We start from the raw sequence: 23,391 nt of genomic DNA, 5'->3' as shown, positions 1-23,391 counted from the left end.
ACATCATGGCGGATTCGGCAGCATGGCTGGAGCGTGTGCGTGCCCACAACCGGGCAATGCGGGAGCTAGATCCCGATCTGGCGGAAGAGGCGCTGGAGGTCAAGCGCGTGGATGCCGTTGAAGTGGCGGCGGAAGTCGGCAGCATCGACGACCAGCTGGCGCTCGAGAGCATCGTCATGCGAACGGAACGACCGGTACTGACGATTCGCGATGACGCGCCAGTGCTGCAGTTTGTCGAGGAGAGCGACAGCCAGATCTGGAAGGCACGGCTGGAGGCCGCGCTACCGGTGCTGCATGATGCGATCCGCGCCGTGGGCCGTATTGAACTGGTGGGCAGCGAGTACGACTGGGTGGGCACGGGATGGCTCGTGCACGACAGTATCCTCGTGACCAATCGTCATGTGGCGCAGCTGTTTGCGATGCGGTCCGGACAGGGGTTCGTATTTCAGACGGGCACGGCGGGGAAGGTCTCCGCGTCGGTGGACTTTCTGCGCGAGCACGAGAATCCGAACACGCTGGTGTTCAAACTCCTGCGGCCGCTGTTCATTCAGGATGAGCCAGGGCCCGATGTGGCGTTCTTCGAGGTGGAGGCGCGTGGCGGCAACGGGACGCTCGCGCAAAAGATCCCGCTGGCGGACGGACCCTCGTCGTCGGGACATGTCGCCGTCATTGGCTATCCCGCCTACGACAGCCGGATTCCCGATGTGGACCTGATGGAGCATATCTACGGCAGTCTCTACAACATCAAGCGACTGGCACCGGGCACCATCCGCCGCAATGGGCGGGAGACCATCGAGCATACCTGTACGACATTGGGCGGCTGTTCGGGGGCGGTGATGCATAACCTCGATGGCAGCGGCGCGTCGGGTCTGCATTTCAGTGGCCGGTTTATGAAGACGAACTATGCGGTGCCGGCGGCGGTGGTGAAGAAGCTGCTCGCGTCTGTGCGATCCGGCCGCGTCAAGCCCGAGGTTAGGAGCGTTGCGGCGGCACCTGTGCCAACCCCGACAGGGTTGAGCGCAGGCCGTGTACTCGGCCAAGTCACGATTCCGCTCACGATCACAATCTCGATCGGTGGGGCAAGTATGTCCACTTCAGCGGCGATGCAGACCGAAGAGGATGACCTTGGCAGCAGCAGCGACGTGGACGACTTCGACGAAGCCGCACCCGCCGACTATGCCGATCGCGCCGGATACGACGAGACATTCCTCGGTGACGACGCCACCGTGCCGTTACCCGATCCCGGCCGCCATGCACGCGACGTGCTGACCTACGACAACGACGGCAATCAGGACCACCTGCTGCGCTACGAGCATTACTCGGTCGTGATGAGCAAGAGCCGGCGCATGTGCCTGTTCAGCGCGGTCAATATCGATGGTGAGCAGTTGAAAAAGGCCTCGCGCGTCAACTGGAAGTGGGATCCCCGCATTCCGCGGCAGAACCAGATCATGGACGAGTGCTACGGCAATCCTCCGCGCTTCAGTCGCGGACATATGACGCGGCGCGAGGACCCGGGCTGGGGCGATGCGTCGACGTCGCGCCGGGGGAATGAGGATTCCATGCATGTCACCAATACGGTGCCGCAGATGCAGGCGTTCAATTCGCCGATCTGGCTTGCGCTGGAGGACTACGCGCTCGGGCATGCACGGCAGGATGCGATGCGAATCTCGGTGTTCACCGGGCCATACTTCGCGCGCAACGATCCGATCCGATACGGCGTCAAGATTCCGCGCGCGTTCTGGAAGATCATCGCCTTTATTCACGATGAGACTGGCGAACTATGTGCGACGGGCTACGAGATGTCGCAGTCCGGGCAGTTGCAGCCCGAGGAGGAGTTTGTGTTCGGCGGGTTCACGTCGGCGCAGCTCAACGTCGCTACGCAGGTGCCAATCCGCTCGATCGCAACGCGTTCGGGTCTGGACTTCGGCGGACTCGCGGACGTGGACCCATTGAGCGGTAACGAAGCGCCTGCGGGCCTCGATGGCGGTGGGCCACCGCTACAGATGCTGGAACAGATTCGGTTCTTCTGATAAACGGTTCCAGCATCTTGAAATGCAAAGCGGGCAGCGCTTGGCTGCCCGTGTCTCCATCACACACCTCCTTCAGTTATCTGGCGCCTACCGCTCCCGCTACCTCGTGCTCGGCGGCGTGTTGCTGGCGCAGTTCCTCCGTCGTCGTGCCCTTGCCGTCCGGCGCCCAGCCCGGGGGCATGGTCAGGTAACCGATCGCGTTGATCACGTTGCCCGAGTTCTTCATGTCCTGACCCAGGCTGATCCAGTGTTCGAACTGGTTGACCAGTACGTTGTGCGTGGTGGTCGGGTGGACCAGGCCGAAGCGGCACGGTTCGTCTTCGCGTTCTTCCACATAGGTGCCGAACAGTCGATCGAAGATGATCAGCACGCCGCCGTAGTTGGCATCGAGGTAATCGACATTCGAAGCATGGTGCACGCGGTGGGCCGACGGGGTGTTGAACACATACTCGAACCAGCCAAGCTTCGGGATCCAGGTGGTATGCAGCCAGAACTGGTACAGCAGGTTCAGGCTCAGGGTGGCCAGCACCACTTCCGGACGCACACCGAGGTAGACCAGCGGGGCGAAGAAAATTGCGGTACCCGTGAGCTTGCCGGTCCAGCCAAGGCGGTAGGCGGTGCCGAGCGTCAGTTCATTGGGCGAGTGGTGCACTGCGTGGGTTGCCCAGAAGAAGCGGATGCGGTGCGAGGCACGGTGGTACCAGTAGTAGCAGAACTCTTGTCCGACGAAGAGCAGTAACACCGCGAGGGCGCTGTTGATCTCGACTGTGAAGAGGCGATGCTGCCAGGCGAACGCGAAGATCGGCGTGGCCAGGGAGAGCGGCAGGAAGGCCATGACCTTGCGGCCGATCATGTCGGCCAGCGAGAGGCCCATCTCGTGCCATTGATAGGCCTTGCCGTCCTTGCGAGCCTTACGGGCCAGGAAGAATGCCTCGACCATCGAGGCGGCCACGACGATGACCGTGGCGAAGAGCGCGATGTAGTGAAGGTTTTGCATGATCGTCCTTTCGGGTTGGCGCGTTGTTGCGATATGAACGCTGTGTTGCGTCGGTGAGCCAACTGTAGGAGTCGATCGGGGAGGGCGCCATGTGGCAATTATGTCGACTTATGTCATGAGCAGCGTGTAACGCCGTGACATGTTTTTCACCGGGAGTTTCGCGAGCCTGCCACCTATAGTTCGGTCCGTTGCCGCGCCGCACTGGCCGGCTGAAACCGAACCCCAAGGAGTTGTCATGACCGCACGCTTCGCTCAAATCTCCCGCTTCGCCGCCACCGCCGCAGGTGCCGTCATGCTGCTGGCCAGCGGCCAGGTCTTCGCCTCGACGGTAGTGGTCGCCCCGGCCCCGGTTTATGTGGCCCCGGCGAAGGTGGTAGTGGTCAAGCCAGCCCCGAAGGTGGTCTATCAGCCGGTAGTGATGCTGCCCACGGTAGTGGTCAAGCCGTCACCACGCGCCGTGTACCTGGCGACGCGGCCGGTCTACGTGGTGCGCTGAGGGGCGTCAGAACATCTTTTACTAGCCAGACCAAAACACTAAAAACTAGCCAGACCAGAACATCATTTACTAGTTGGACGAATTATAAGTGATGTTTTGTGCTCATTCTAGGGCCGCGGATCGCCGCGCCCCACCACTTTGCTCCGCGACTCACCTTCCGGTGGATCTTCCGGCGTCAAGGCAACCCCGCGCGGCCAGACCACTACATCGTCATACGCGTAAAGGCGGCAATTGGTGAAGCGCATATCCCTGCAGCGTGCCATTGCCTTCTCTATCGCATTGGGATTGTTGGCCCATAACGCATAGTGCCCACCATCGGCGAGCACGAACGCCTTGGGCGCCTTGCGATCGCGATAGATGGCATAGCCATTTCGCGCGCGCATATAGGGCACCGCGTCGACGTTCGCGGCGTCGGCATAACCAGTGGGCCCCTCGTGGGGCTGGCCATTGCTCTGGGTCTCGACCGAAACCACTTGATTGGTGCCGCTGACGATGGATGCGCAGCCTGCAAAGAGGCTGCTCGCAATAACGAGCGCGATGGCGATGACCCGCATGATTCCCCTGAAATATTGTTTTGATTAATTCTTCTTGCTTGCGATATGTATTCGCAATGAACCTTCAGGGATTACGGCACAGTTTTTTGAAGCTGAATACCCCACAAGTTGGCGGCAAGCGTGCCGGACAACGTAGAATGCCTGCCTCTCCAACCGAGGCACCCCCATAGCCATGGAAATATTCTCCCGCTCGGCGGAGCTTCATAGTGCGGCAGTTGCGAGCATGAAGGATGCTGTTCCCACGGACCATCCGCGGACGATTGCGGCCTATCAATGCGCGCTGATGTCCGTGGAGCACGCGGCCGGTGCGCTCGCGTTGCTCACCATCGGCATGCCGAATGCCGCGCTGGCATTGTTACGTCCGCAGTTCGAAGCGCTGATTCGCAGCGTCTGGTTGCTGGAAGCAGCCGAAGAGAAATGGGTACGGCAATACCACGAGGTGCCTGCCGATGCGTCGGCACCCGCCGACGCGCCGGCGCTGGCGGCGATGCGCGAGGATCTGCTACGGCTCGATGACCCGCGCAGCCGCGACGTCGTCGAACATCTCGACGAATATCGTGCGCGGGCGTCGGATGCCATCAGCGCGCTCACCAACGGCCGCCTGCATCCGATGTCGCGGTCAGGAAATGGAGATCCTGCAGGTCTGGTGGAGCGCGTCGTGCGATGCGCCAATGGGCTGGTTTGTCACGCGGCGCAAATGGCCGCGCTGGTGTCAAACGACGCGCCCTCCAGCATGGTCGCGGTGCATGCGCTACGCGCGCAATTTCAGGATTGCCTGCCTTCGGCCTGACGCACGTTCACGTATAGGTAATGTCGTAACCGAAGCGCGAGGCGGCATTGACGATGTGCTGGCCCATGGCATCGCGCGCCGCTGCCGGCTTGCCGTCCGTGATGGCTTGCAGAATCACGGCATGCTCATGGCGCGCGGCCATCGGCATCTTGCCAAACACGGGGCCGGGGCGGGAGAACGCCGCCGCGATCAGCAGTCTCATCGGCTCCAGAATCGTCCCGATCATCGTGGCCAGATAGGGGTTGCCTGACGCCGCCGCCACCGCACGGTGGAAGTCCAGGTCGGCGCTCACCGTTTCCGCTGTAGGTGCCTCCAGGTTCTGCATGCGCTCCACCGCGCTGGCGATCTGCTGCCGTTGCCGGGCATTCGCTTTCGATGCCGCGAGCGCGGCCGCCTGGCTTTCGAGCGCGGCTCTGACTTCGAACATGTTGCGGACATCCACATCGCCCTGCAGCAGGTTCAGCGACACGCGCGGCACGGCCTCGCTCTCCCGAATCGTCACGAACGCCCCCGCACCCTGACGGGACACGATCAGACCCTGCGCACGCAGGCTCGCAATGGCTTCGCGCACGACGTTGCGGCTCACGCCAAAGCTCTCCGACAGGAAGTGTTCCGTCGGCAACCGATCTCCCGCCTGCAAACGACCCGAAACAATCTCGGCCTCGATCGAGCGAGCAATGTGCTCGGCCAGATGAGGCCGTCGAAGTGCAGTTTTGACATTCAGGTCGCTCATGCGAACTTGTCCTACAAGGAATGAATTGGTTGACCATTTTAGCACTCTGAAGCGGTGCAGTGGGAGCACTGTTTTTGGGATCTTCGGACGTAAAAGACGGGAATTTGGCCACCAAACAGCGATGAACGCCGATATTCGATTGGACATAGGCTGCGGGTAAACGATGAGCCAAAAATACTAGTTGTTCAATTGATGGACAACTAGTTGTCCCATATGATCCTCGACGTCTTAACCTGAACAGAGGAAGTCGCAGTGAAGATCGCGAGCATTGAAACCATCCCCCTTCGCATCCCGTTCACCGCCGGTGGCCGCTCGGATGAAGCCGTATGGGGCAAAGCGGGCCTGCAGGCCGTTGACTCGCTCGTCGTGAAGGTCACGACGGACACCGGCCTGGTTGGCTGGGGCGAAACCTTCGGCTTTACCGTGGTGCCCGCGGCCAAGCTCGTCATCGACACCATCCTCGCGCCGGAAATCGTGGGACGCGATGCGGCGGTGCTGGATCGGCTGATGGTCGACATGCAAAAGAAGTTTCACGTGTTCGGCCGCAGCGGTGCGTTCATCTATGGCCTGTCGGCGATCGATATCGCGCTCTGGGATATCGCCGGCAAGGCATCGGGCAAGCCTGTGCACGAACTGCTCGGCGGCAGCGCGGCTACTTCGCTGCGATGCTATGCAAGCCTGATCCGCTATTCGGAGCCGGAGCTCGTCAGAGAGAACGTACAGCGCGCCGTGGCGGATGGCTTCCGTCATCTGAAACTGCACGAGGTCGATGTGGACTGCGTGCGCGCTGCGCGCGAAGCGGCTGGCGACGATGTGGAGATCACGCTGGACGTCAATTGCCCATGGTCTGTGCGAGAAGCGCTCGACATGGCCCAGAAGCTGCGTCCGTTCAATCTGCGCTGGCTCGAAGAACCCGTGTGGCCGCCGGAAAACTACAAGGGACTCGCTCGCGTGCGGCAGGAGGGCGGCATCCCCGTGGCGGCGGGCGAAAACGCGTCGACGCTGATGGACTTCCAGCATCTGCTCGAGGCGGGCGCGGTGGATTTCGTGCAGCCAAGCCCGGCCAAGATGGGCGGCCTGACCGAGCTGAAGAAGGTCTTCGCGCTGGCCGACGCCCATAACGTGACCGTGATGGTGCACACGTTCTACGACGGTCCGGGCCTGCTCGCCAGTGTGCACGCGAGCGCCGCGCTCGGCGGCCCGCGCGCGCTCGTCGAATGGCGCTACTTCGACCTCGAAGCCCAGCTTTATGGCGACGCGATCATCCCGAAGCACGGAGCGATCACGGTGCCGCGTGGCACGGGGCTCGGCCTCGATCCCGACGAGGACGTGATTCGCACTTACCGCTTCAAGTGATATCGGCCGGGCTGCCTCGGCCGCCCGGCGCCGCTTTGCGTTCTTTCCGTTCGGAGGTCGTCATGCATGATGAGCAACTCGCCGCGTCGGCGCTAGGCAAGATCAATCGACGCTTTATTCCCTTGCTGTTCGTATGTTTTGTTGCTGCCTGGCTGGATCGGGTGAATGTGGGCTTTGCCGCGCTGACGATGAACCATGACGTCGGCCTGTCGTCGACGGCCTACGGGATTGGCGCGGGTATCTTCTTTCTGACGTATTTCGCGCTTGAGCTGCCGTCCAATCTATTGCTCGAGCGCTTTGGCGCGCGGCGCTGGATCGCCCGCATCATGCTGACGTGGGGCATTCTGTCCGCCGCGATGGTGCTGGTGCAGGGCGAGAAGTCGTTCTATCTGGTCCGTTGCCTGCTGGGTGCCGCGGAGGCCGGCTTCTTCCCCGGCATCGTGTACTTCCTGTCGTTGTGGGTACCGGCTGCCTCGCGTGGCCGTATTACGGCCAGCTTTCTGCTGGCGATGCCCGTGGCCAGCGTGATTGGCGGTCCGCTGTCGGGGCTGTTGATGCAGCTCGATGGTCTGGGCGGACTGCATGGCTGGCAATGGATGTTCCTGGTCGAGGCGCTGCCGTCGATCGCGTTGGCGCCCGTCGTGCTGCTGGTGTTGCGCGACAACCCCGCGCAGGCCGAATGGCTGACCGCCGCCGAGCGCAACTGGCTGACGCGAACGCTGGCGGAAGATGCGGTCAAGGCGCCGGCTCATCACAAGGGCGCGTTGAAGCTGCTGCTTAACCCGCTGGTGGTGATTCTGGGGGTGTCGTACTTCGGCGTGGTGGGACTCAACTACGGCATGGGTTTCTTCCTGCCGTCGATCGTCAAGGAGTTTGGTCTGACGCTGACGCAGACCGGCTTCGTTGCGGCCATCCCGTTCGCCGTTGCGGCGATCGGCATGCTCTGGTGGGGCCGCAGGTCGGACCGTCTGAAGGAGCGCCGCGTTCACCTGCTGCTGCCACTGGCGCTGACGGTGATCGGCCTGGTCGGCTCCACGCTGGTGCATCCGCCTGCGCTGCGCCTGGTGCTGCTTTGCGTCGCGGCGTTCGGCATCTTCTCCGCGCTGCCGATCTTCTGGACGCTGCCGTCGTCGGTACTGCCTGCCAGCAGCGTGGCCGCCGGTATCGCGATCATCAACTCGCTCGGCAATCTGTCCGGCTTTATCAATTCCTATGCGGTGGGCGCAATCAAGGATGCGACCGGTAGCTTTGCCGGTGGCATGCAGCTGATTGCTGGCTTTGGCGCGGTGTCCATCGTGATACTGTTCCTGGTGACTCGCAATATCGCGTGGGCACGCGGCACGGGCGCAACGCCGGTGGTTGCGCCCGACTCGTTGTCGAAGCACGCCTGAAGCGTGTTCAGAAGTCCCAGAACACCGGGACGCAGCGGAACGCGTCGCCGTGCACGGCGACGCGGCATACCGACGGGAAGGGCAGGTGCGTGGAGAGTGCGAAGTGGCGCCGGGCGTCATCGCCAGCGTGACCGGCGGACATACGCCCGGACACTGTGTGATCCACGTGGCATCGTAAGGCCAACGGCTGACGTTTGCCGGCGATGCCATCTTCCCGGTCGGCTTTGAACATCGCATCGTAGGCAGCGCCGCGGCGCAGCGTTAGGCGGTGGATGGGCACATGGTGCTGCCATGGATGCACCAAACGATTCCATGACGAGTCCTATGGTATGGTTGCCGCTTGATGTCATGACTTCTACCGGTGACGCTCGAGGCTCACCGACGTGGGGACGAAGTTGGGGGATGAGCCAGCGTGAGTGATGCGAAGCAGAGAGCGCGGGGCACGCTGCGGGCGGAGAAAGTGTCGACCAGCCGGGCGTTGCGCCTGAGCGTGCCGGCCGAGGCCCGGCCCGCGCCGGTCAATCGCAAGGATTGGCTGCGGCAGCGAAAGGAGCAGTTGCAGGCCGCGCGTACCGCCGCAAAGCAACGGCGCGAATCGCTGCGCGCCGAAATCATGTCGGTCGTCCAGGACGTCGTGCGCGAAGAACGCGCGGCGGCACGGCTGGAGGCCGAACGCCAGAAGGCGGAATCGAAGACCGCGCAGACCTTTGCGCGCGAGGATGCGCGCGCTGCCGCCAAGTTCGAACGCGGGCAGCCAGCCCGCACCGCCAAACGCAAGACGCTGTCCAACGAGAAGCGCAAGCTGGTGTCGTTTGCGGATTTTCTGCGCATGCGTGGGTGATTGCACCCGAAAGCATTCAACTCCCCTCCGAAAACTCTTAATTTTCTTTCCACCGCAGGACCGCTACGCTGCCCAGTGACATCGCCACGCGATTGTCATCGGGAGACCTGCGTTGTCCGATCTGGTTGATATCGTCACGCCGTTGCCGCCTTCCTGGTTACCGGGAACGGTGGGCTGGCTCATGCTTGCCATTACCGTGGCGGTAGTGACGCTATGGGCGGGCTGGCGAGCATGGCGACACTGGCGTGCCAATCGCTATCGTCGCGAGGCATTGGCCGAATGGGCGCGGCTGCAGGCGGATCTGCAGGGGGAGGGTGCGGCGCGAGCAAGAGCGCTGTTGGCGCTTGCGGAATTGCTCAAGCGATGCGCCCTGGCCGCATGGCCGCGCACACAGGTGGCCAGCATCACGGGCGTGGCATGGCGCGACTTCGTGCATGCCCACGCCGGCAAGGCGGCCGATGCGATCGCGCCGCTGCAGGACCTGATCGAGGTGGAATATCGCGATGCCGCCGTGCTCGCGCAATGGCCGGCACAGCGCGCCAATGACGCCGCCCTCGCATGCCGTCGCTGGATTACCGCGCACCGGACGCCGGACTCATGATCGCGTTCGCCTATCCGTGGTTGTTCGTCTTGCTGGTACTGCCGTTGCTGGTGTGGTGGGCCTTGCCGTCGTATCGCGAAGCAAGTGCATCGGTGCGGCTGCCTTATTTCGGCGAGGTTGCCAGTGCCGCGGGGTTGCAACCTGCCGCCGGCGCGCATGTGCCGCATCGCAATCTGGCTCAGCGCGTGCTCGCGCCGGTGGCATGGGCGCTGATCGTGGTGGCGCTGGCGCGACCGCAATACCTGGAGCCGCCCATCTACAAGACCGAACCCGTGCGCGATTTGCTACTGGCGCTCGATCTGTCGCAATCGATGGATACGCGCGATTTCCGCAACCCCAATGGCGCGCTGGAGGCGCGGGTGCAGGCCGTGCGCGAGGTCGTTGGAGATTTCGTTTCGCACCGGCCCGGCGATCGCATCGGCCTGATCGTGTTTGGCGACGCCCCGTATCCACTGGCGCCATTCACGCTCGATCACGCGCTCGCGCGCACGTTGATCGAGGACATGGTGCCGGGCATGGCGGGCGCCAGTACCTCGCTCGGTGACGCCATCGGCCTCGGCATCAAGATGTTCGACAACAGCCATGCCACGGAGAAGGTGGTGATCGTGCTGACCGATGGCAACGATACCGCCAGCCGCATGCCACCGATGCAGGCCGCCGAGATTGCCAAGGCACGCGGCGTCGTGGTGCATACCGTGGGCATCGGCGATCCTGCCGCCACAGGTGAGCAGAAGGTGGATCTGGAGACTTTGCAGCGCATCGCCGCGGCAACCGGGGGTCGCTACTTCTTTGGTGCTGATCAGAATGCACTGGCTTCGATCTACGACACGCTGGATCGCGTGACACCTCACAAGGTGAGGACGCTGAGCTGGCGGCCGCGCCGTGAACTGTTTATGTGGCCGCTCGGCGCCGCGGTACTGCTGGTAGTGCTTTATCAATTGTCGATGGCTGGCTACGCTCGCTGGACGGCCCGCGCGCCGTTGCCCGGCACGCGCAAGGAGCCGGCGGCATGAACGAAGAACTCCTCGCGCTAGGTCAGTTTCATTTCCTGCGCCCATGGTGGCTGCTGCTATTAATCGTTGTGGCGTGGCTGCCCTGGGCCGTGCGCCAGCAGGGCGATGTGCGACGCCGCTGGCGCGGCACCATCGCACCGCATCTGCTCGATGCGCTGGTGGTCGGCGGCAGGACTCATCGCGCCGTGCGCCCCGTGCATCTGGTCACGCTGTTTCTGGCGCTGGCGTCGATCGCGCTGGCCGGGCCGACGTGGGAGCGCGAGCGTCCGCCGTTCCTTGCCGACAAGGCACCGCTGGCGATTGCCATCGACCTGACGCCGACCATGAATGCGATCGATGTCACGCCAACGCGTCTGGAGCGAGCCAAGCTCAAGGTCAAGGCGCTGCTGAGCCATCGCGACGGTGGTCGTACCGCGCTGTATGCGTATGCCGGTTCCACGCATCTGGTCTTGCCGCTGACCGATGACGCCGCATTGCTGCAAACCTTTGTCGATGCCCTGGAGACGCGCATCATGCCGGTGCCGGGCAAGAACACGGTACAAGCCGTGCGCATGATCGATGCGGCGATGGCGCGCGAACCGATCCCCGGAACCATCCTGCTGCTGACCGATGGACTGGAGCCCGGCGCGGCCGATGCACTGCGCAGGCGTGACCAACGCACGCAGGTCGTCGCGCTCGCGATCGGCACGCAGGCGGGCGGCCCGTTGAAGGATGGCGGAGGCGTGGCACCGGGCCTCGATGCGGCGGCATGGCACGACGCCAATGTTCCCGGGACTACGGTGACGCCTGACAGCGATGACGACGTGGCATGGGTGCAGCGCCATATTCAGTCGCATGTGGAGCAGGCCAGCGCAACAGACACGCTGCGTTGGCACGATGCCGGCTGGCCGCTGACCATACCGATCGCGCTGCTGGCTCTGCTGTGGTTCCGCAAGGGCTGGTCGATTCGCTGGATCGCGGGCCTCGTGCTGGCCATTGCTGTTGCTGCGCCACAGAGGGAGCTTCTGGCGCAATCGACGAATCCAGTACGGCCATGGCGTTTCGTGGACTTGTGGCTGACGCACGACCAGCAAGGCCGTCGCGCCTTCGAGCAGGGCGATTTCGCCCGCGCGGCGACGCTGTTCGACGATCCGATGTGGCGCGGCGTGGCGTACTACCGAGCGGGCAGCTTCGCGGAGGCGGCGCATGCATTCGAGTCGATCACCACGCCCGAGGCGCAGTTCAACCTTGGCAATGCGCGGGCGCAGCAGCAGAAATATCGCGAAGCTGCCGCGCGCTATCAATTCGCCTTGCAGCAACGTCCGGGTTGGCAGCCCGCGCAGCGCAACCTCGCGCGCATGGAGGCATTGCTCAAGCAGCAACAACAGAAGCAGCAGGGTGAGGAAGAGCCGCCGGATCTGAAGCCGGATCAGGTTCAGATCGATCCAGACAAGCCACCTCCCCCTCCCGCTGACGGCGACAAGATGCAGCAAGGTCTGGTCAAACAGAACGCGGACATGTGGATGCGCGCAATGCAGACTTCGCCGACGGAGCTGCTGGCGCGCAAGTTCGCGCTACAGCAGGCCAAGCCATGATCAAGCGCTGGTTGACGGGCCTTATCCTGCTAGGTGTCGCCATGGCGTTGCATGCCGCCGAGCCCACGGTGCAGATCAAAGTCATCGGCCCGCAGCCGGCGGTGGTCGGCCAATCGGTGCAGGTGGAGGTGACCATCCTCGCGCCGAACTACTTTATGTCCGCGCCCGCGTTTCCCACGCTGCAGATGCCTGGGGCGGTGATCACGATGCCCGATGAGCGTGGCATCAATTCGACCGAGACCATCGACGGCACCAGCTTCGCCGGCATTCGCAAGACCTATCTATTCACGCCACAGACGGCCGGCGACTTCACGCTGAGCGCGCCCGATATCGCCTTTACTTACGCTGGAGACGATGGTAAGCCGCATGAAGCGCGCGTGGCCTTGCCGCCGACCGCGATTCGCGTTGGCGGGCAGCAGGCAACGTCCGCACCCGCATCGACAAGCGCTTCAACGCTGCCGGCGGCACGCCTCCATATCACGCAGCGATTTGACCATCCAATCGACCATCCGATCGACGGCAAAGCCACCACGCTGAAGGCTGGCGATGCGTTGGTGCGCACCATTACGATCTACGCGCCCGGCACGCCCGCGATGATGATTGCGCCGCCGGCATTGGCGCCGGTGCGCGGTGTCAAGCAGTATCGTGCCGATCCCCGCCTGGTCGATGGCGCCGCGGCCACGGGCGATGAGCCAGCGGGCACGAGCGGTGGTCGCCGCGTGGAGACCATTACCTACGTATTCGAAGGCAGCGGCCGTTACCAGCTGCCCGCCGTGTCGGTGGCGTGGTACGACCCGACAAACGGCAAGGCGATGCAATCGGTGGCACCGGCGGTGTCCGTGGAGATCGGACGTGCCGCATCGGGTTCGCGGCCCACCGGGGCGACGTTGCTGCGCGTTGCGCGCTGGCTGGATGCGCTCGACTGGCGCGTTCTGATGACGCTGGCAGCACTGGTGGCCTTATCCGCCTTGACCTATTACCGCTGGCGTCAACGCGGCGATGCCGACTGGCGTGCGGTAACCCGCTATCTGGCGGCGCGCCGGGCACTGCGCCGCGCGCGGGGGCGCTTGCCGCCTTTGAATCCGTAATAACGACTAAATCATTCAGATCAAACAAGCAAAAGATTGCATTCCGTTCGCGGTCGGTCGCTGCACATACTGGGGAGGATTGCCCAAATGTGGAGCAAGGAGTGCCAATGGGAGAGAAGCATTCAGGCCGGGCGGCAGCTTTCGCACCGTCCGCATGGCGACGCGGCGCGTGGATGGCGGTGCTGATCCTTGTCATGGCGGCGGCCGGTGCGGGAGCCTCGTATTGGTACGGCACGCATGGCAAGCGCGTGGCCGCGGCTGGCGCGGCCGTGCAGCCCGGCGATGGCGTGACAGGCCCGCGCGGCATGGTGCATGTACCCGGTGGCGACTTCCTGATGGGCAGCGATCACAAGCTGAGCCAGGCCAATGAGCGTCCCGCGCACAAGGTTCATATCGATGCCTTCTGGATGGATCGGCATCACGTGACCAACGCCGAGTTCCGCAGGTTCGTCGAGGCCACGCATTACCTGACCACGGCGGAGCGCGCACCGGACTGGGAGACGATGCGCGTGCAACTGCCCCCGGGCACGCCGCGCCCACCCGAGAGTGCGATGGTGGCCGGTGCGATGGTGTTCGTCGGTACCAATGGTCCCGTGCCGCTGCGCGAATACTGGCGCTGGTGGCGCTTTGTTTCCGGCGCGGACTGGAAACATCCGACCGGGCCCGACAGCTCGATCGATGGCAAGGATGACCATCCCGTGGTGCAGGTTTCGTACGAGGACGCGCAGGCCTATGCGAAGTGGATCGGCAAGCGATTGCCGACCGAAGCCGAATGGGAATTCGCCGCGCGCGGCGGCCTCGAACAGGCCACCTATGTCTGGGGCGACCAGTTCGCGCCCGACGGACGCCAGATGGCCAATGTCTGGCAGGGCCAGCAGGTGCAGCCGTTTCCGGTGGTCAGTGCCAAAGCCGGCGGGGCGACGGGTACCAGCGCGGTGGGCACGTTTCCCGCCAATGGCTACGGCCTGTCCGATATGACCGGCAACGCGTGGCAATGGGTCGCGGACTGGTATCGCGCCGATCAGTTTCGACGAGAAGCCGTCGCGTCCGCCGCACCGCGCAATCCGGCGGGCCCTGCCGATTCGTGGGATCCGAGCGAACCGGGCGTGCCGTTGAGCGCGCCCAAGCGTGTCACGCGCGGCGGCTCGTTCCTGTGCAACGAGGACTACTGCCTGAGCTATCGCCCCAGTGCGCGGCGTGGGACCGATCCCTATACCAGCATGTCGCATCTCGGCTTTCGACTGGTGATGGACGAGAGTCGCTGGGCGGAAATGCGATCGTCCCATCCGCTTGCCGTCCAATCGACAACGCGACCGGAGTAATTCACGACCATGGCACAACGCTTTCCGCATGTTCGTCGCCTGCTTGTCGGCATTACCGTCGCGGCGTCGCTGCTGACAGCGTTCGGTGGCTGTGCATTGCCGCCCGATGCCGACTCCGCTGGAAGCGCGCAGTCCGCACGTACTGCAGCGACGGCCAGCGCGCTGCCGTCGTGGCGGGATGGCGCGGCGAAACAAGCCATCGTCCGCTTTGTGGAAGCCGTCACGAAAGAGGGGACGACAGACTACGTAGCGCCTGCCGATCGCATCGCGGTGTTCGACAACGACGGAACGCTGTGGAGCGAGCAGCCACTGTATTTCCAGTTCTACTTCCTGCTCGATCAGGTGCGAGCGGCCGCGCCCCAGCATCCGGAGTGGCGCGGCAATCCGACCTTCCAGGCCCTGATGGCCAACGATCTGGCTGGGTTGATGCGGGATCAGAAGAGTCTGTTTCAACTGATCGCGGTAGCCAACAGTGGCATGACCGTCGATGAATACGATCGCACCATCCGCACCTGGCTAGAAAGCGCGCGTCACCCCAAATTCAATCGGCCCTATACGGACCTCGTTTATCAGCCGCAGCTGGAGTTGCTGAACTACCTGCGCGCCAATGGGTTCAAGGTCTACATCGTTTCCGGTGGCACGCGCGAGTTTATGCGGCCGTGGTCGGAGCGCGTCTATGGCATTCCGCCGGAGCAGGTGGTGGGCTCCACGCAGGCGGTGAAGTTCGAAGTCCGCAATGGACAGCCGGCGCTGGTACGCGGGCCCACCATGGAGTTCATCGACGATGGCCCGAACAAGCCCGTTGGCATCTATCACCAGATCGGCAGGCGGCCGATTCTCGCCGTCGGCAATTCGGACGGCGATCTGGAGATGCTGCAGTACACGATGGCCGGCGCCGGCCAGCGCCTGGCCGTGCTCGTGCATCACGACGATGCCGCGCGGGAATTTGCCTATGACCGTCAGTCGAGTGTCGGCAAGCTCGACAAGGCATTGGACGAAGCCACGACACGTGGCTGGACCGTTATCAGCATGAAGCAGGACTGGGCACGCATCTATCCGTTCGCGCAACCCTGAACCCATTACGGGAGCCTTAGATGATCAACGAGCAACGTATGACGCGCGTAGCCGCTACAGTGGCGCTCCTGGCTACTCTCGCGCTGGCGGGCTGCAAGAAGGCCGACGACAACAAGGCGGAGCAGGCGTCCCCGACGCCCGCGGCACAGGCGCCGGCGCCAATCGCGCCACCGCCCGTGGCCACGACGCCTGTCACCCCTGCCACGCCGACGCCCGTGACCCCACCGCCGGCTGGTGCATCGCCGGTTGCCGCGGCGCCAGCTCAAGGGCAAAGCGGCAAGCCCAATATCCTCGTGATCTTCGGTGACGACGTGGGGCTGGGCAATATCAGTGCGTTCAGCCACGGCGTGGTCGGCTACAAGACGCCGAACATCGACCGCATTGCGCGTGAAGGCATGATGATGACGGACTACTACGCGGAGAACAGCTGCACGGCGGGCCGTTCGACGTTTATCACGGGGCAGACCGTGTTCCGCACCGGCATGTCGAAGGTGGGGCTGCCCGGCGCGCCCGTGGGCCTGCAGGATCGCGACGTCACGATTGCGCAGGCACTCAAGCCGCTCGGCTACGCCACTGCGCAGTTCGGCAAGAATCACCTTGGCGATCAGGATCGATTCCTGCCCACGAAGCATGGCTTCGACGAATTCTTCGGCAACCTGTATCACCTGAATGCGGAGGAAGAACCGGAGCGCCCGTACTGGCCGAAAGACAGCCCCGACTTCCTCAAGTTCTACAATCCGCGCGGCGTGCTGCACAGCACGGCCGACGGCAAGATCGAGGACACCGGCCCGCTCAATCGCAAGCGCATGGAGACCATCGACGACGAAACCACCGGCGCGGCGATGCAGTACATCCAGAAGCAGGCGCAGGCCAAGCAGCCGTTCTTCTTGTGGATGAACTTCACGCGCATGCACCTGTTCACGCACGTGCGGCAGGAGAACCGCGGCAAGGCCGGGCTCGGTGCCGGTCACGAATACGCCGATGGCGTGTGGGAGATGGATCAGAACGTCGGCAAGCTACTCAAGGTGCTCGACGATACTGGCATTACCAACAATACGATCGTCATCTTCACCACCGATAACGGCCCGAATTTCTTTACGTGGCCCGATGCCGCGAACACCCCGTTCCGTAGCGAGAAGGATTCGAACTGGGAGGGCGCGTTCCGCGTGCCGGCAATGATCCGATGGCCAGGCAGGATTCAGCCGGGCTCGATGACCAATGGGCTGATGTCGGGTCTCGACTGGTTCCCGACCTTGCTCGCGGCCGCTGGCGATGGCGACGTCAAGGACCGTCTGCTGAAAGGCGCGAGCCTGAGCGGCAAGAACTTCAAAGTTCATCTGGACGGCTACAACCAGTTGCCAATGCTGACAGGGCAGACCGAGAAGAGCGCGCGCAACGAGTTCTATTACTTCAACGATGATGCCGAGCTAGTGGCTATGCGTTACGACGTACTGACGCAGGGCGCGACCACACCCACGGCGTGGAAGGTCGTGTTCTGCGAACAGCGGGAGCGGGGCTCGATGATGGTGTGGAAAGAGCCTTTTACCTGCCTGCGCGCACCGAAATACTTCAACCTGCGCATGGACCCGTATGAACGCGCGGACACGGGACCGACCAATCTGTACCACCAGCTCGAGACGGAGAACCCCTACCTGTTCATCGAAGGCAATCGCCGCGCGATCAACTTCCTGCAGACGTTCGTGGACTATCCGCCGAGCCAGATTCCTGCGACCTTCACGATCGACCAGGCCAGCGAGAAGATCAAGCATCAGGTGGCCGAGCAGATGGCCAAGGTCCAGCAGTCGCAACAGCAGAAGAAGTGACCGCGGTCCATCGCCATCACGCCGCGGCTACGGTCACGGTGGGCGCCGCAACGCATGCCGGACTTTGGCAGGCTGCGGCGCTGCTGTGCCTGTCCGGCGTGGCGGGGCTGGTCTATCAGGTGCTGTGGATCAAGCAGTTGTCGCTCGTGGTGGGCGTGGAGATGGAGGCCGTCGCCATCGGCGTGAGCGCATTCTTTGCCGGGCTGGCATTGGGCGGGTGGGCCGGCGGCCGCATGGCGGATCGTGCGGCCGCGCCGTGGCGCCTCTATGCCTGGCTGGAAGCCGCGATCGCGTTGCTTGCGATCGGGGCGACCTTGACTCTGGCCCACGCCGCGGCGCCGTTTGCTTGGCTGGATGCGCGTGTCGGCGCGGCGGCATGGCTGTTGCCCGTCTTGCTGGTTGGCATTCCCGCCGCCGCGATGGGCGGCACGCTGCCGGTGCTGCTGCGGGCCACGCGGCCGGATGTGAATGCGTTGGGGGCGTACGGCGGGCGACTCTACGCGGCCAATACGGCGGGCGCCATCGTGGGCACGCTGCTGGCCGCGTTCGCGTTGTTGCCGTGGCTTGGCGTCACCGGCAGTGCCTGCGCGGCTGCGGTGCTGAACGTGCTGGCGGCCACGGGCGCGTACTGGTGTGCGCGCCGGCTGCCGGCGGGCAGACCTTCAAGCATGCCCACGCGCGCGGGATCGACGGTGTTGTCCTCGCCAACGGCGGCATCGCGGCAACGTCGGCTCGCGCTGACACTTTATGCACTGGCGGGCGGCGTCGCGCTTGGCTATGAAGTGGTGTGGTCACAGGCCATCGTGCAGTTCCTCAGCACGCGCGCGTTTGCATTCGCGGTGGTGCTGGCCACCTATCTGGCGGGGCTGGCCATCGGCAGCGCTTGCGTCGCGCGGCGCGTGGAGCGATCGCGCGATCCATGGGCCGTGTTTGCGTGGCTGATCGCCGCTGCGGGCCTGGTCGCATTGCTCGAGTTCGCATGGCTCGGGGAGTGGCTACCGGCGACGCAGGCGGTCATCCAGCAGCGTGTGCTCGGTGCCACGGGTAGCTTGCTCGCCGCGACTTGTGCGAGCTTTGTGGCGGCCGCGTTGTGCGTGGTGTTCGTGCCGACGGTGTTGCTCGGCGCGGCGTTTCCGTACGTGGTGCGATTGACCGTCGACGCGCCAAGGGCAGGCGAGGGCGTTGGCGCGGTCATTGCACTGAATACCCTCGGCGGTATTGCTGGCTCGGTGCTGGTCGGCTTTGTCCTGCTGCCATCGCTCGGCGTGATCCATGCCCTGGGTGTGCTGGCAGCCGGCAGCGGATTGATTGCGGTCGTGGCCGTCACGCTCGGCAACGGTGTCACGCGTCGCGCGCGCGTGGGTGTCTCGATACTCGCGGTCGTTGCTGTGGTGGTAGCCGTCAGCACGCCGACGGATCGGCTAGCGAGCCTGCTGGCACAGGTGCGCGGCGGATCGCTGGTGTTCTACGAGGAGAGCCGCGGCGCGACAGTCGGCGTCATCGAGCAAGGCAAGCGCCAGCCGTTCCGACGTTTGTATATCCAGGGTGTCTCCAATTCCGGCGATACCATGACATCGTTGCGCTATATGCGCCTGCAGGCGCTGTTGCCGCTGATCGTCCAGAGCGGCACGCCACGCTCCGCGCTCGTCATCGGACTCGGCACCGGCATTACGGCGGGCGCCTTGCTGCAGTATCCCGATCTCGAGCATCGCGTGGCGGCCGAGCTGTTGCCCGCAGTGGTACGCGCGGTGCCAAGCTTCCGCGGCAACTACAACGCGAGCCACGATCCGCGCCTCGACATCCGGCTGCGCGACGGCCGGCGCGAACTGCTGCAGAGCGCGCAACGCTACGACCTCATTACGCTGGAGCCGCCGCCCCCGTCGGCAAGCGGCGTGGTCAATCTGTATTCGCGCGAGTTCTACCGGCTGGCGGCGGCACGTCTCGAACCCGGCGGCGTGGTGGCGCAGTGGTTGCCGCTGCCAACCCAGAATCGCGACGATACGCGCTCGCTGGTGCGCAGCTTCGTCGATGTCTTTCCGCATGCCACGCTATGGACCACCGAGCTTCATGAAATGCTGTTGATTGGCAGCATGCAACCGATGGCGCTGGATGCCGCCGCGATCGGCGCACGCTTTGCGCAACCGACGGTCTCGGCCGCATTGCGCGAGGTGGGCGTGGCTTCGCCGGCGGCGCTGCTCGCCACTTACGTGACCGATCGCACCGGGCTCGACTGGTTCGCCGGCGATGCCCCGGCCGTGACCGACGATCGCCCGCGCATCGAATATGCAGGATGGGTGCGGCGGCAGGAGTTTCCGGGAACGTTGCGCGAGTTGCTCGACCTCCAGGCCGATCCACCACTGAACGGCGCCGACGATGCACTCCATCAGGCAATCCAGCGCGAACGCCGCACGCTCCATACGTTCTATGCAGCCGGGCTCGACGCTTACCGTGGCGATCGGGAGCAATGGCTGCGCGATATCACCGCGGTCATGCGCGAGGATGCCGATAACCCGTATTACCGCTGGTTTGTGGGCGGACAAACCGGCAGCAGAACAGGAGAGAAGCGATGAGCGCCCGCGAAGACATCATTGCCCTGCAGGCGCGCATGGGGGAGTCCATCGTCGGCCAGGAACGGATGATCGAACGCTTGCTGCTGGGGTTATTGGCGGACGGCCATCTGCTTGTGGAAGGGTTGCCCGGCCTTGCCAAGACCCGCGCGATCAAGAGTCTGGCCAGGCATCTCGATGCGCGACTGTCGCGGATCCAGTTCACGCCGGACCTGTTGCCGGCCGATATTACCGGCTCCGACATCTACATCTCCGACGGCGGCAAGGGTGAGTTCCGCTTCCAGTCGGGGCCGATTTTCGCGAATCTGATTCTGGCCGATGAAGTCAATCGCGCGCCGGCGAAGGTACAGGCCGCTTTGCTCGAGGCGATGGAGGAGCGGCAGGTCACCGTGGGCGGCCATACGCACCGGCTGGAGCCATTGTTCCTCGTGATGGCCACGCAGAACCCGATCGAGCAGGAGGGCACCTACGCGTTGCCCGAAGCCCAGATGGATCGCTTTCTGATGCACGTCAGCGTTGGCTATCCCGAGGCGAGCGCCGAGGCCGATATCATCCGGCTCGCGCGCACGGAGGAGGCCGCGCAGAAGGTTGGCGCCGCTGCGCAGAGTACCGAGAGCAAGCTGTCGCCGGCTGCGATATTCGCGGCGCGGGAAGCGATTCAGGACATCACGGTGAGCACGCCCGTGGAGCGGTACATCGTGACGCTGGTACAGGCCACGCGCGATCCGGCGCGCTTTGACGATGACCTCAAGCGGTGGATCCAGATTGGCGCGAGCCCACGTGGATCGATTGGCCTCGACAAGGTGGCCCGCGCGATCGCATGGCTGCGCAATCGCGACCACGTCACGCCGGAGGACGTGCAGGCCGTGGTGCACGATGTCTTCCGGCACCGGCTGATCCTCTCGTATGAAGCCCATGCCAGTGGCATGACCGCCGATGCGGTGATCGACCGCTTGTTGCAGCGTGTGGCGGTGGCGTGATGGCACAGGCCGGGGTCAATGTCGACGCAGCAGCGTTGGCGGCGTTGGAAGCCAATGTGCGGGACTTTCACTTCCGCACGCGTCAGCCAGTACATAGTCTGCTGTCGGGCCGGCATGCCTCGCGTGTACACGGCCGCGGCCTGGCGTTCGAAGAGCTCCGTCCCTACCTGCCCGGCGACGATGTGCGCACCATGGACTGGCGCGTGACCGCGCGCACCGGCACGCCGCACGTTCGCGTCTATGCGGAAGAGAAAGAGCGCCCCGTGCTGCTGGTGGTGGATCAACGCATGAACATGTTCTTTGGCAGCCGTCGCTCGATGAAGTCGGTCAGTGCCGCTGAAGTCGCCGCGCTGGCCGCATGGCGCGTGCTGGCGGACGGCGATCGCGTGGGTGGCGTGGTGTTCGGCGATACCGGACAGACGGCGCTGCCGCCGCAGCGCAGCCGCCATGGCGTGCTCCATCTGCTGGGCGAGGTGGTGCGCTACAACCTGGCGCTGCGTGCGGATGCACCCGCGCAACGCAGCGCGCTGCGGCTCAACGCGGCGCTCGAGAGCGCGCTACGTCTGGCGCATCATGATCATCTGGTCATCGTGATCGGGGACTTCGATGGCAGCGACAGCCACACGCGTCATCTGATGATGGCGCTGCGCGGCCGCAACGATGTGCTGTCGGTGCTGGTCTACGACCCGTTCCTGCTCGAACTGCCGGACTCCGGGCATCTGGTGGTCAGCAATGGCGAGTTGCAGGTGGAACTCGGCTTCGGCAACGCGGCACTGCGGCAGAGCATTCGCCAGTTCGCCGATGACCACAGCGTGGCGCTGATGGACTGGCATCGCGCGATCGACGTGCCATTGCTGCCGCTGTCGGCCGCCGAACCCACCGACGTGCAGTTGCGCCGGCTGCTCGGCCGGCCCGATGTCGGCGCGATCAGAACACGAGCGTCGCCGTCCCCATGAACGTGCGAGTGCTGTCGATACGGTTCTTGCTCGAGACCGTTGGCACCCAGCGCAGCCCCAGCGAGAGCATGCTCTTGGCGCCGACCTTGGTGTCATAGGTCAGGATCGGCCCGATTGCCCAGTCACGCCCGACAAAGCCATTGAGCCGATCGGCGGTGGGGCCGTTGTCGTTGCCGAGTTGCTGCGTGGTGCCCACGATCACACCGCCCGCGAAGCCCTTGCCGAAGTGTTTGAGCAGCAGCGTGTCGAGCGTGAACAGCGGCGCATTGCGGTAGTCCGTGGCGTTGTTGCGCGTGTAGAACTGCACGCCCGCCACGGCATCGAACTGCAGTCCGTATTCGGCGAAGATCCTGGTGTAGGCGACCTGCGGGATAAAGGTCCAGTTGTTCAGGCTCGGATTGGCCAGCGCGTTGACGTCGTATTGCCCGGTCGGTGCCCAGATGTTGAGGCTCACGGACACGTGCTCGGTCTTCGAGAAGTGATAGCCGGCAATGATGGGCGCGAACGTAATGTCGAACAGGTTCGACGCACGATCCGAGCGGGCGCCCTGTAACCGGCCCGCCGCGAAATTGGCGTTGACCTCGGTCCAGAGGTACGGCAGCGTGAAGCTCGATGCAAAGTTCCACGCGCCGGGTCCGGTGTCCCATACCTTCATGAATGTAGCCAGCGTGAAGGCGATCTCGGCATTGATGCCAGTCGATGTCTGTCCGATGATCGGCACCGCGCGACCGCCGCCAACCGACCCGTTCAGGTAGATCTGCGCCACGTTCACCGCCATGATCGGCTCGGGCGACACGATCCCCGCGTTGGGCGTGACACTGGTGCCCGTTACCGGCCGCCCTAGCGCGCCTTCGACGGCATGGCTCGGCAACGGCAGCAGCGACAGGCATCCCACAAACGCCCCAACGATCGCACCGACATTGACGCTGGCATGCCTCATGTCGCTCTCCTCTTAGCGCCAGGCGCTGGCCCTTGGATTCTGGCCGGGTATGACAGCGGCGTGCAGTGATTGCGACCTGTAGTTTTTGATGTTGCGAATTAAAGCGATCCGACTGCGCTACACTGTCCCGTGGATTTAACGTGTGACTCATAAAGCACGACGAACGCGCGCCGCAACCAGCGGCACGGCACTTGCCGATGGTGTGGGCGCATGCGTCCGCGGAAAATAAACCTCAGCGCTGTAACAGAACAAGCGTAGAGTGGAT

At 64.0% G+C, this 23,391-nt stretch carries 20 protein-coding genes; 16 read left to right on the top strand and 4 right to left on the bottom strand.

Translation table 11 applies throughout. The annotated features are described in order from the left end of the window. Positions 1-5 precede the first annotated feature (5 nt). Positions 6-2,030, top strand: coding sequence for a DNA/RNA non-specific endonuclease (locus tag LDO41_RS13460; RefSeq protein WP_223988877.1), 2,025 nt, complete (start codon positions 6-8; stop codon positions 2,028-2,030). A gap of 76 nt (positions 2,031-2,106) precedes the next feature. On the opposite strand, the gene LDO41_RS13455 is transcribed toward LDO41_RS13460, so the two are convergent. Next, positions 2,107-3,027, bottom strand: a complete 921-nt coding sequence (locus LDO41_RS13455) for a sterol desaturase family protein (protein WP_223988875.1) — start codon at positions 3,025-3,027, stop codon at positions 2,107-2,109. Positions 3,028-3,262: 235 nt separating this feature from the next. On the opposite strand from LDO41_RS13455, the gene LDO41_RS13450 reads away from it, so the two are divergent. Beyond that, complete coding sequence (locus LDO41_RS13450; protein ID WP_223988873.1) at positions 3,263-3,523, top strand: hypothetical protein; 261 nt, start codon at positions 3,263-3,265, stop codon at positions 3,521-3,523. 107 nt (positions 3,524-3,630) lie between these two features. On the opposite strand, the gene LDO41_RS13445 is transcribed toward LDO41_RS13450, so the two are convergent. After that, entirely contained in the window at positions 3,631-4,077 is a 447-nt protein-coding gene (locus LDO41_RS13445) for a hypothetical protein (protein ID WP_223988871.1), read from the bottom strand. A gap of 223 nt (positions 4,078-4,300) precedes the next feature. On the opposite strand from LDO41_RS13445, the gene LDO41_RS13440 reads away from it, so the two are divergent. Continuing rightward, positions 4,301-4,867 (top strand): DUF6988 family protein, encoded by a 567-nt coding sequence (locus tag LDO41_RS13440; protein ID WP_223988868.1) that lies wholly within the window; start codon positions 4,301-4,303, stop codon positions 4,865-4,867. A gap of 7 nt (positions 4,868-4,874) precedes the next feature. On the opposite strand, the gene LDO41_RS13435 is transcribed toward LDO41_RS13440, so the two are convergent. Beyond that, positions 4,875-5,600: a FadR/GntR family transcriptional regulator gene (locus tag LDO41_RS13435; protein ID WP_223988866.1), complete on the bottom strand. Its 726-nt coding sequence runs from the start codon at positions 5,598-5,600 to the stop codon at positions 4,875-4,877. 252 nt (positions 5,601-5,852) lie between these two features. Between LDO41_RS13435 and LDO41_RS13430 the strand changes: the two genes are divergently transcribed. From LDO41_RS13430 to LDO41_RS13370, 13 genes are all read left to right on the top strand, one after another. Beyond that, the gene (locus LDO41_RS13430) at positions 5,853-6,956 is read left to right on the top strand and encodes a mandelate racemase/muconate lactonizing enzyme family protein (protein ID WP_223988864.1); all 1,104 of its coding nucleotides are present in this window, start codon (positions 5,853-5,855) and stop codon (positions 6,954-6,956) included. 62 nt (positions 6,957-7,018) lie between these two features. Next, positions 7,019-8,347, top strand: a complete 1,329-nt coding sequence (locus LDO41_RS13425; RefSeq protein WP_223988862.1) for an MFS transporter — start codon at positions 7,019-7,021, stop codon at positions 8,345-8,347. Between the two features lie 412 nt (positions 8,348-8,759). Further along, positions 8,760-9,188, top strand: coding sequence for a hypothetical protein (locus LDO41_RS13420; RefSeq protein WP_223988860.1), 429 nt, complete (start codon positions 8,760-8,762; stop codon positions 9,186-9,188). Between the two features lie 112 nt (positions 9,189-9,300). After that, a complete protein-coding gene (locus LDO41_RS13415) occupies positions 9,301-9,789 on the top strand; it encodes a DUF4381 domain-containing protein (protein ID WP_223988858.1) in 489 nt (162 codons plus the stop codon). Beyond that, on the top strand, positions 9,786-10,802 hold the full coding sequence (locus tag LDO41_RS13410; protein ID WP_318036289.1) for a vWA domain-containing protein: 1,017 nt from the start codon (positions 9,786-9,788) through the stop codon (positions 10,800-10,802). The genes LDO41_RS13415 and LDO41_RS13410 overlap by 4 nt, the downstream gene beginning before the upstream one ends. Continuing rightward, complete coding sequence (locus tag LDO41_RS13405; RefSeq protein WP_223988854.1) at positions 10,799-12,376, top strand: VWA domain-containing protein; 1,578 nt, start codon at positions 10,799-10,801, stop codon at positions 12,374-12,376. The genes LDO41_RS13410 and LDO41_RS13405 overlap by 4 nt, the downstream gene beginning before the upstream one ends. Then, the gene (locus LDO41_RS13400) at positions 12,373-13,464 is read left to right on the top strand and encodes a BatD family protein (protein ID WP_223988852.1); all 1,092 of its coding nucleotides are present in this window, start codon (positions 12,373-12,375) and stop codon (positions 13,462-13,464) included. The genes LDO41_RS13405 and LDO41_RS13400 overlap by 4 nt, the downstream gene beginning before the upstream one ends. Positions 13,465-13,571: 107 nt before the next feature. After that, positions 13,572-14,786: an SUMF1/EgtB/PvdO family nonheme iron enzyme gene (locus LDO41_RS13395; protein ID WP_223988850.1), complete on the top strand. Its 1,215-nt coding sequence runs from the start codon at positions 13,572-13,574 to the stop codon at positions 14,784-14,786. 9 nt (positions 14,787-14,795) lie between these two features. After that, on the top strand, positions 14,796-15,860 hold the full coding sequence (locus LDO41_RS13390; RefSeq protein ID WP_223988848.1) for an HAD family hydrolase: 1,065 nt from the start codon (positions 14,796-14,798) through the stop codon (positions 15,858-15,860). 20 nt (positions 15,861-15,880) lie between these two features. Then, entirely contained in the window at positions 15,881-17,683 is a 1,803-nt protein-coding gene (locus LDO41_RS13385) for an arylsulfatase (RefSeq protein ID WP_223988846.1), read from the top strand. Beyond that, a complete protein-coding gene (locus LDO41_RS13380; RefSeq protein ID WP_377741585.1) occupies positions 17,680-20,253 on the top strand; it encodes a spermidine synthase in 2,574 nt (857 codons plus the stop codon). The genes LDO41_RS13385 and LDO41_RS13380 overlap by 4 nt, the downstream gene beginning before the upstream one ends. Continuing rightward, on the top strand, positions 20,250-21,230 hold the full coding sequence (locus tag LDO41_RS13375; protein WP_223988845.1) for an AAA family ATPase: 981 nt from the start codon (positions 20,250-20,252) through the stop codon (positions 21,228-21,230). The genes LDO41_RS13380 and LDO41_RS13375 overlap by 4 nt, the downstream gene beginning before the upstream one ends. Further along, the gene (locus LDO41_RS13370) at positions 21,230-22,186 is read left to right on the top strand and encodes a DUF58 domain-containing protein (RefSeq protein WP_223988843.1); all 957 of its coding nucleotides are present in this window, start codon (positions 21,230-21,232) and stop codon (positions 22,184-22,186) included. The genes LDO41_RS13375 and LDO41_RS13370 overlap by 1 nt, the downstream gene beginning before the upstream one ends. On the opposite strand, the gene LDO41_RS13365 is transcribed toward LDO41_RS13370, so the two are convergent. Then, positions 22,158-23,126 (bottom strand): SphA family protein, encoded by a 969-nt coding sequence (locus LDO41_RS13365; protein ID WP_223988841.1) that lies wholly within the window; start codon positions 23,124-23,126, stop codon positions 22,158-22,160. The two genes, LDO41_RS13370 and LDO41_RS13365, sit on opposite strands and share 29 nt — an antisense overlap. Between the last annotated feature and the right edge of the window lie 265 nt (positions 23,127-23,391).

The organism is Cupriavidus pampae, from assembly GCF_914271485.1.
Lineage (GTDB): Bacteria > Pseudomonadota > Gammaproteobacteria > Burkholderiales > Burkholderiaceae > Cupriavidus > Cupriavidus pampae.
Note: the sequence above shows the minus strand (reverse complement) of the source record. Positions and strands in the feature narration are given on the sequence as shown.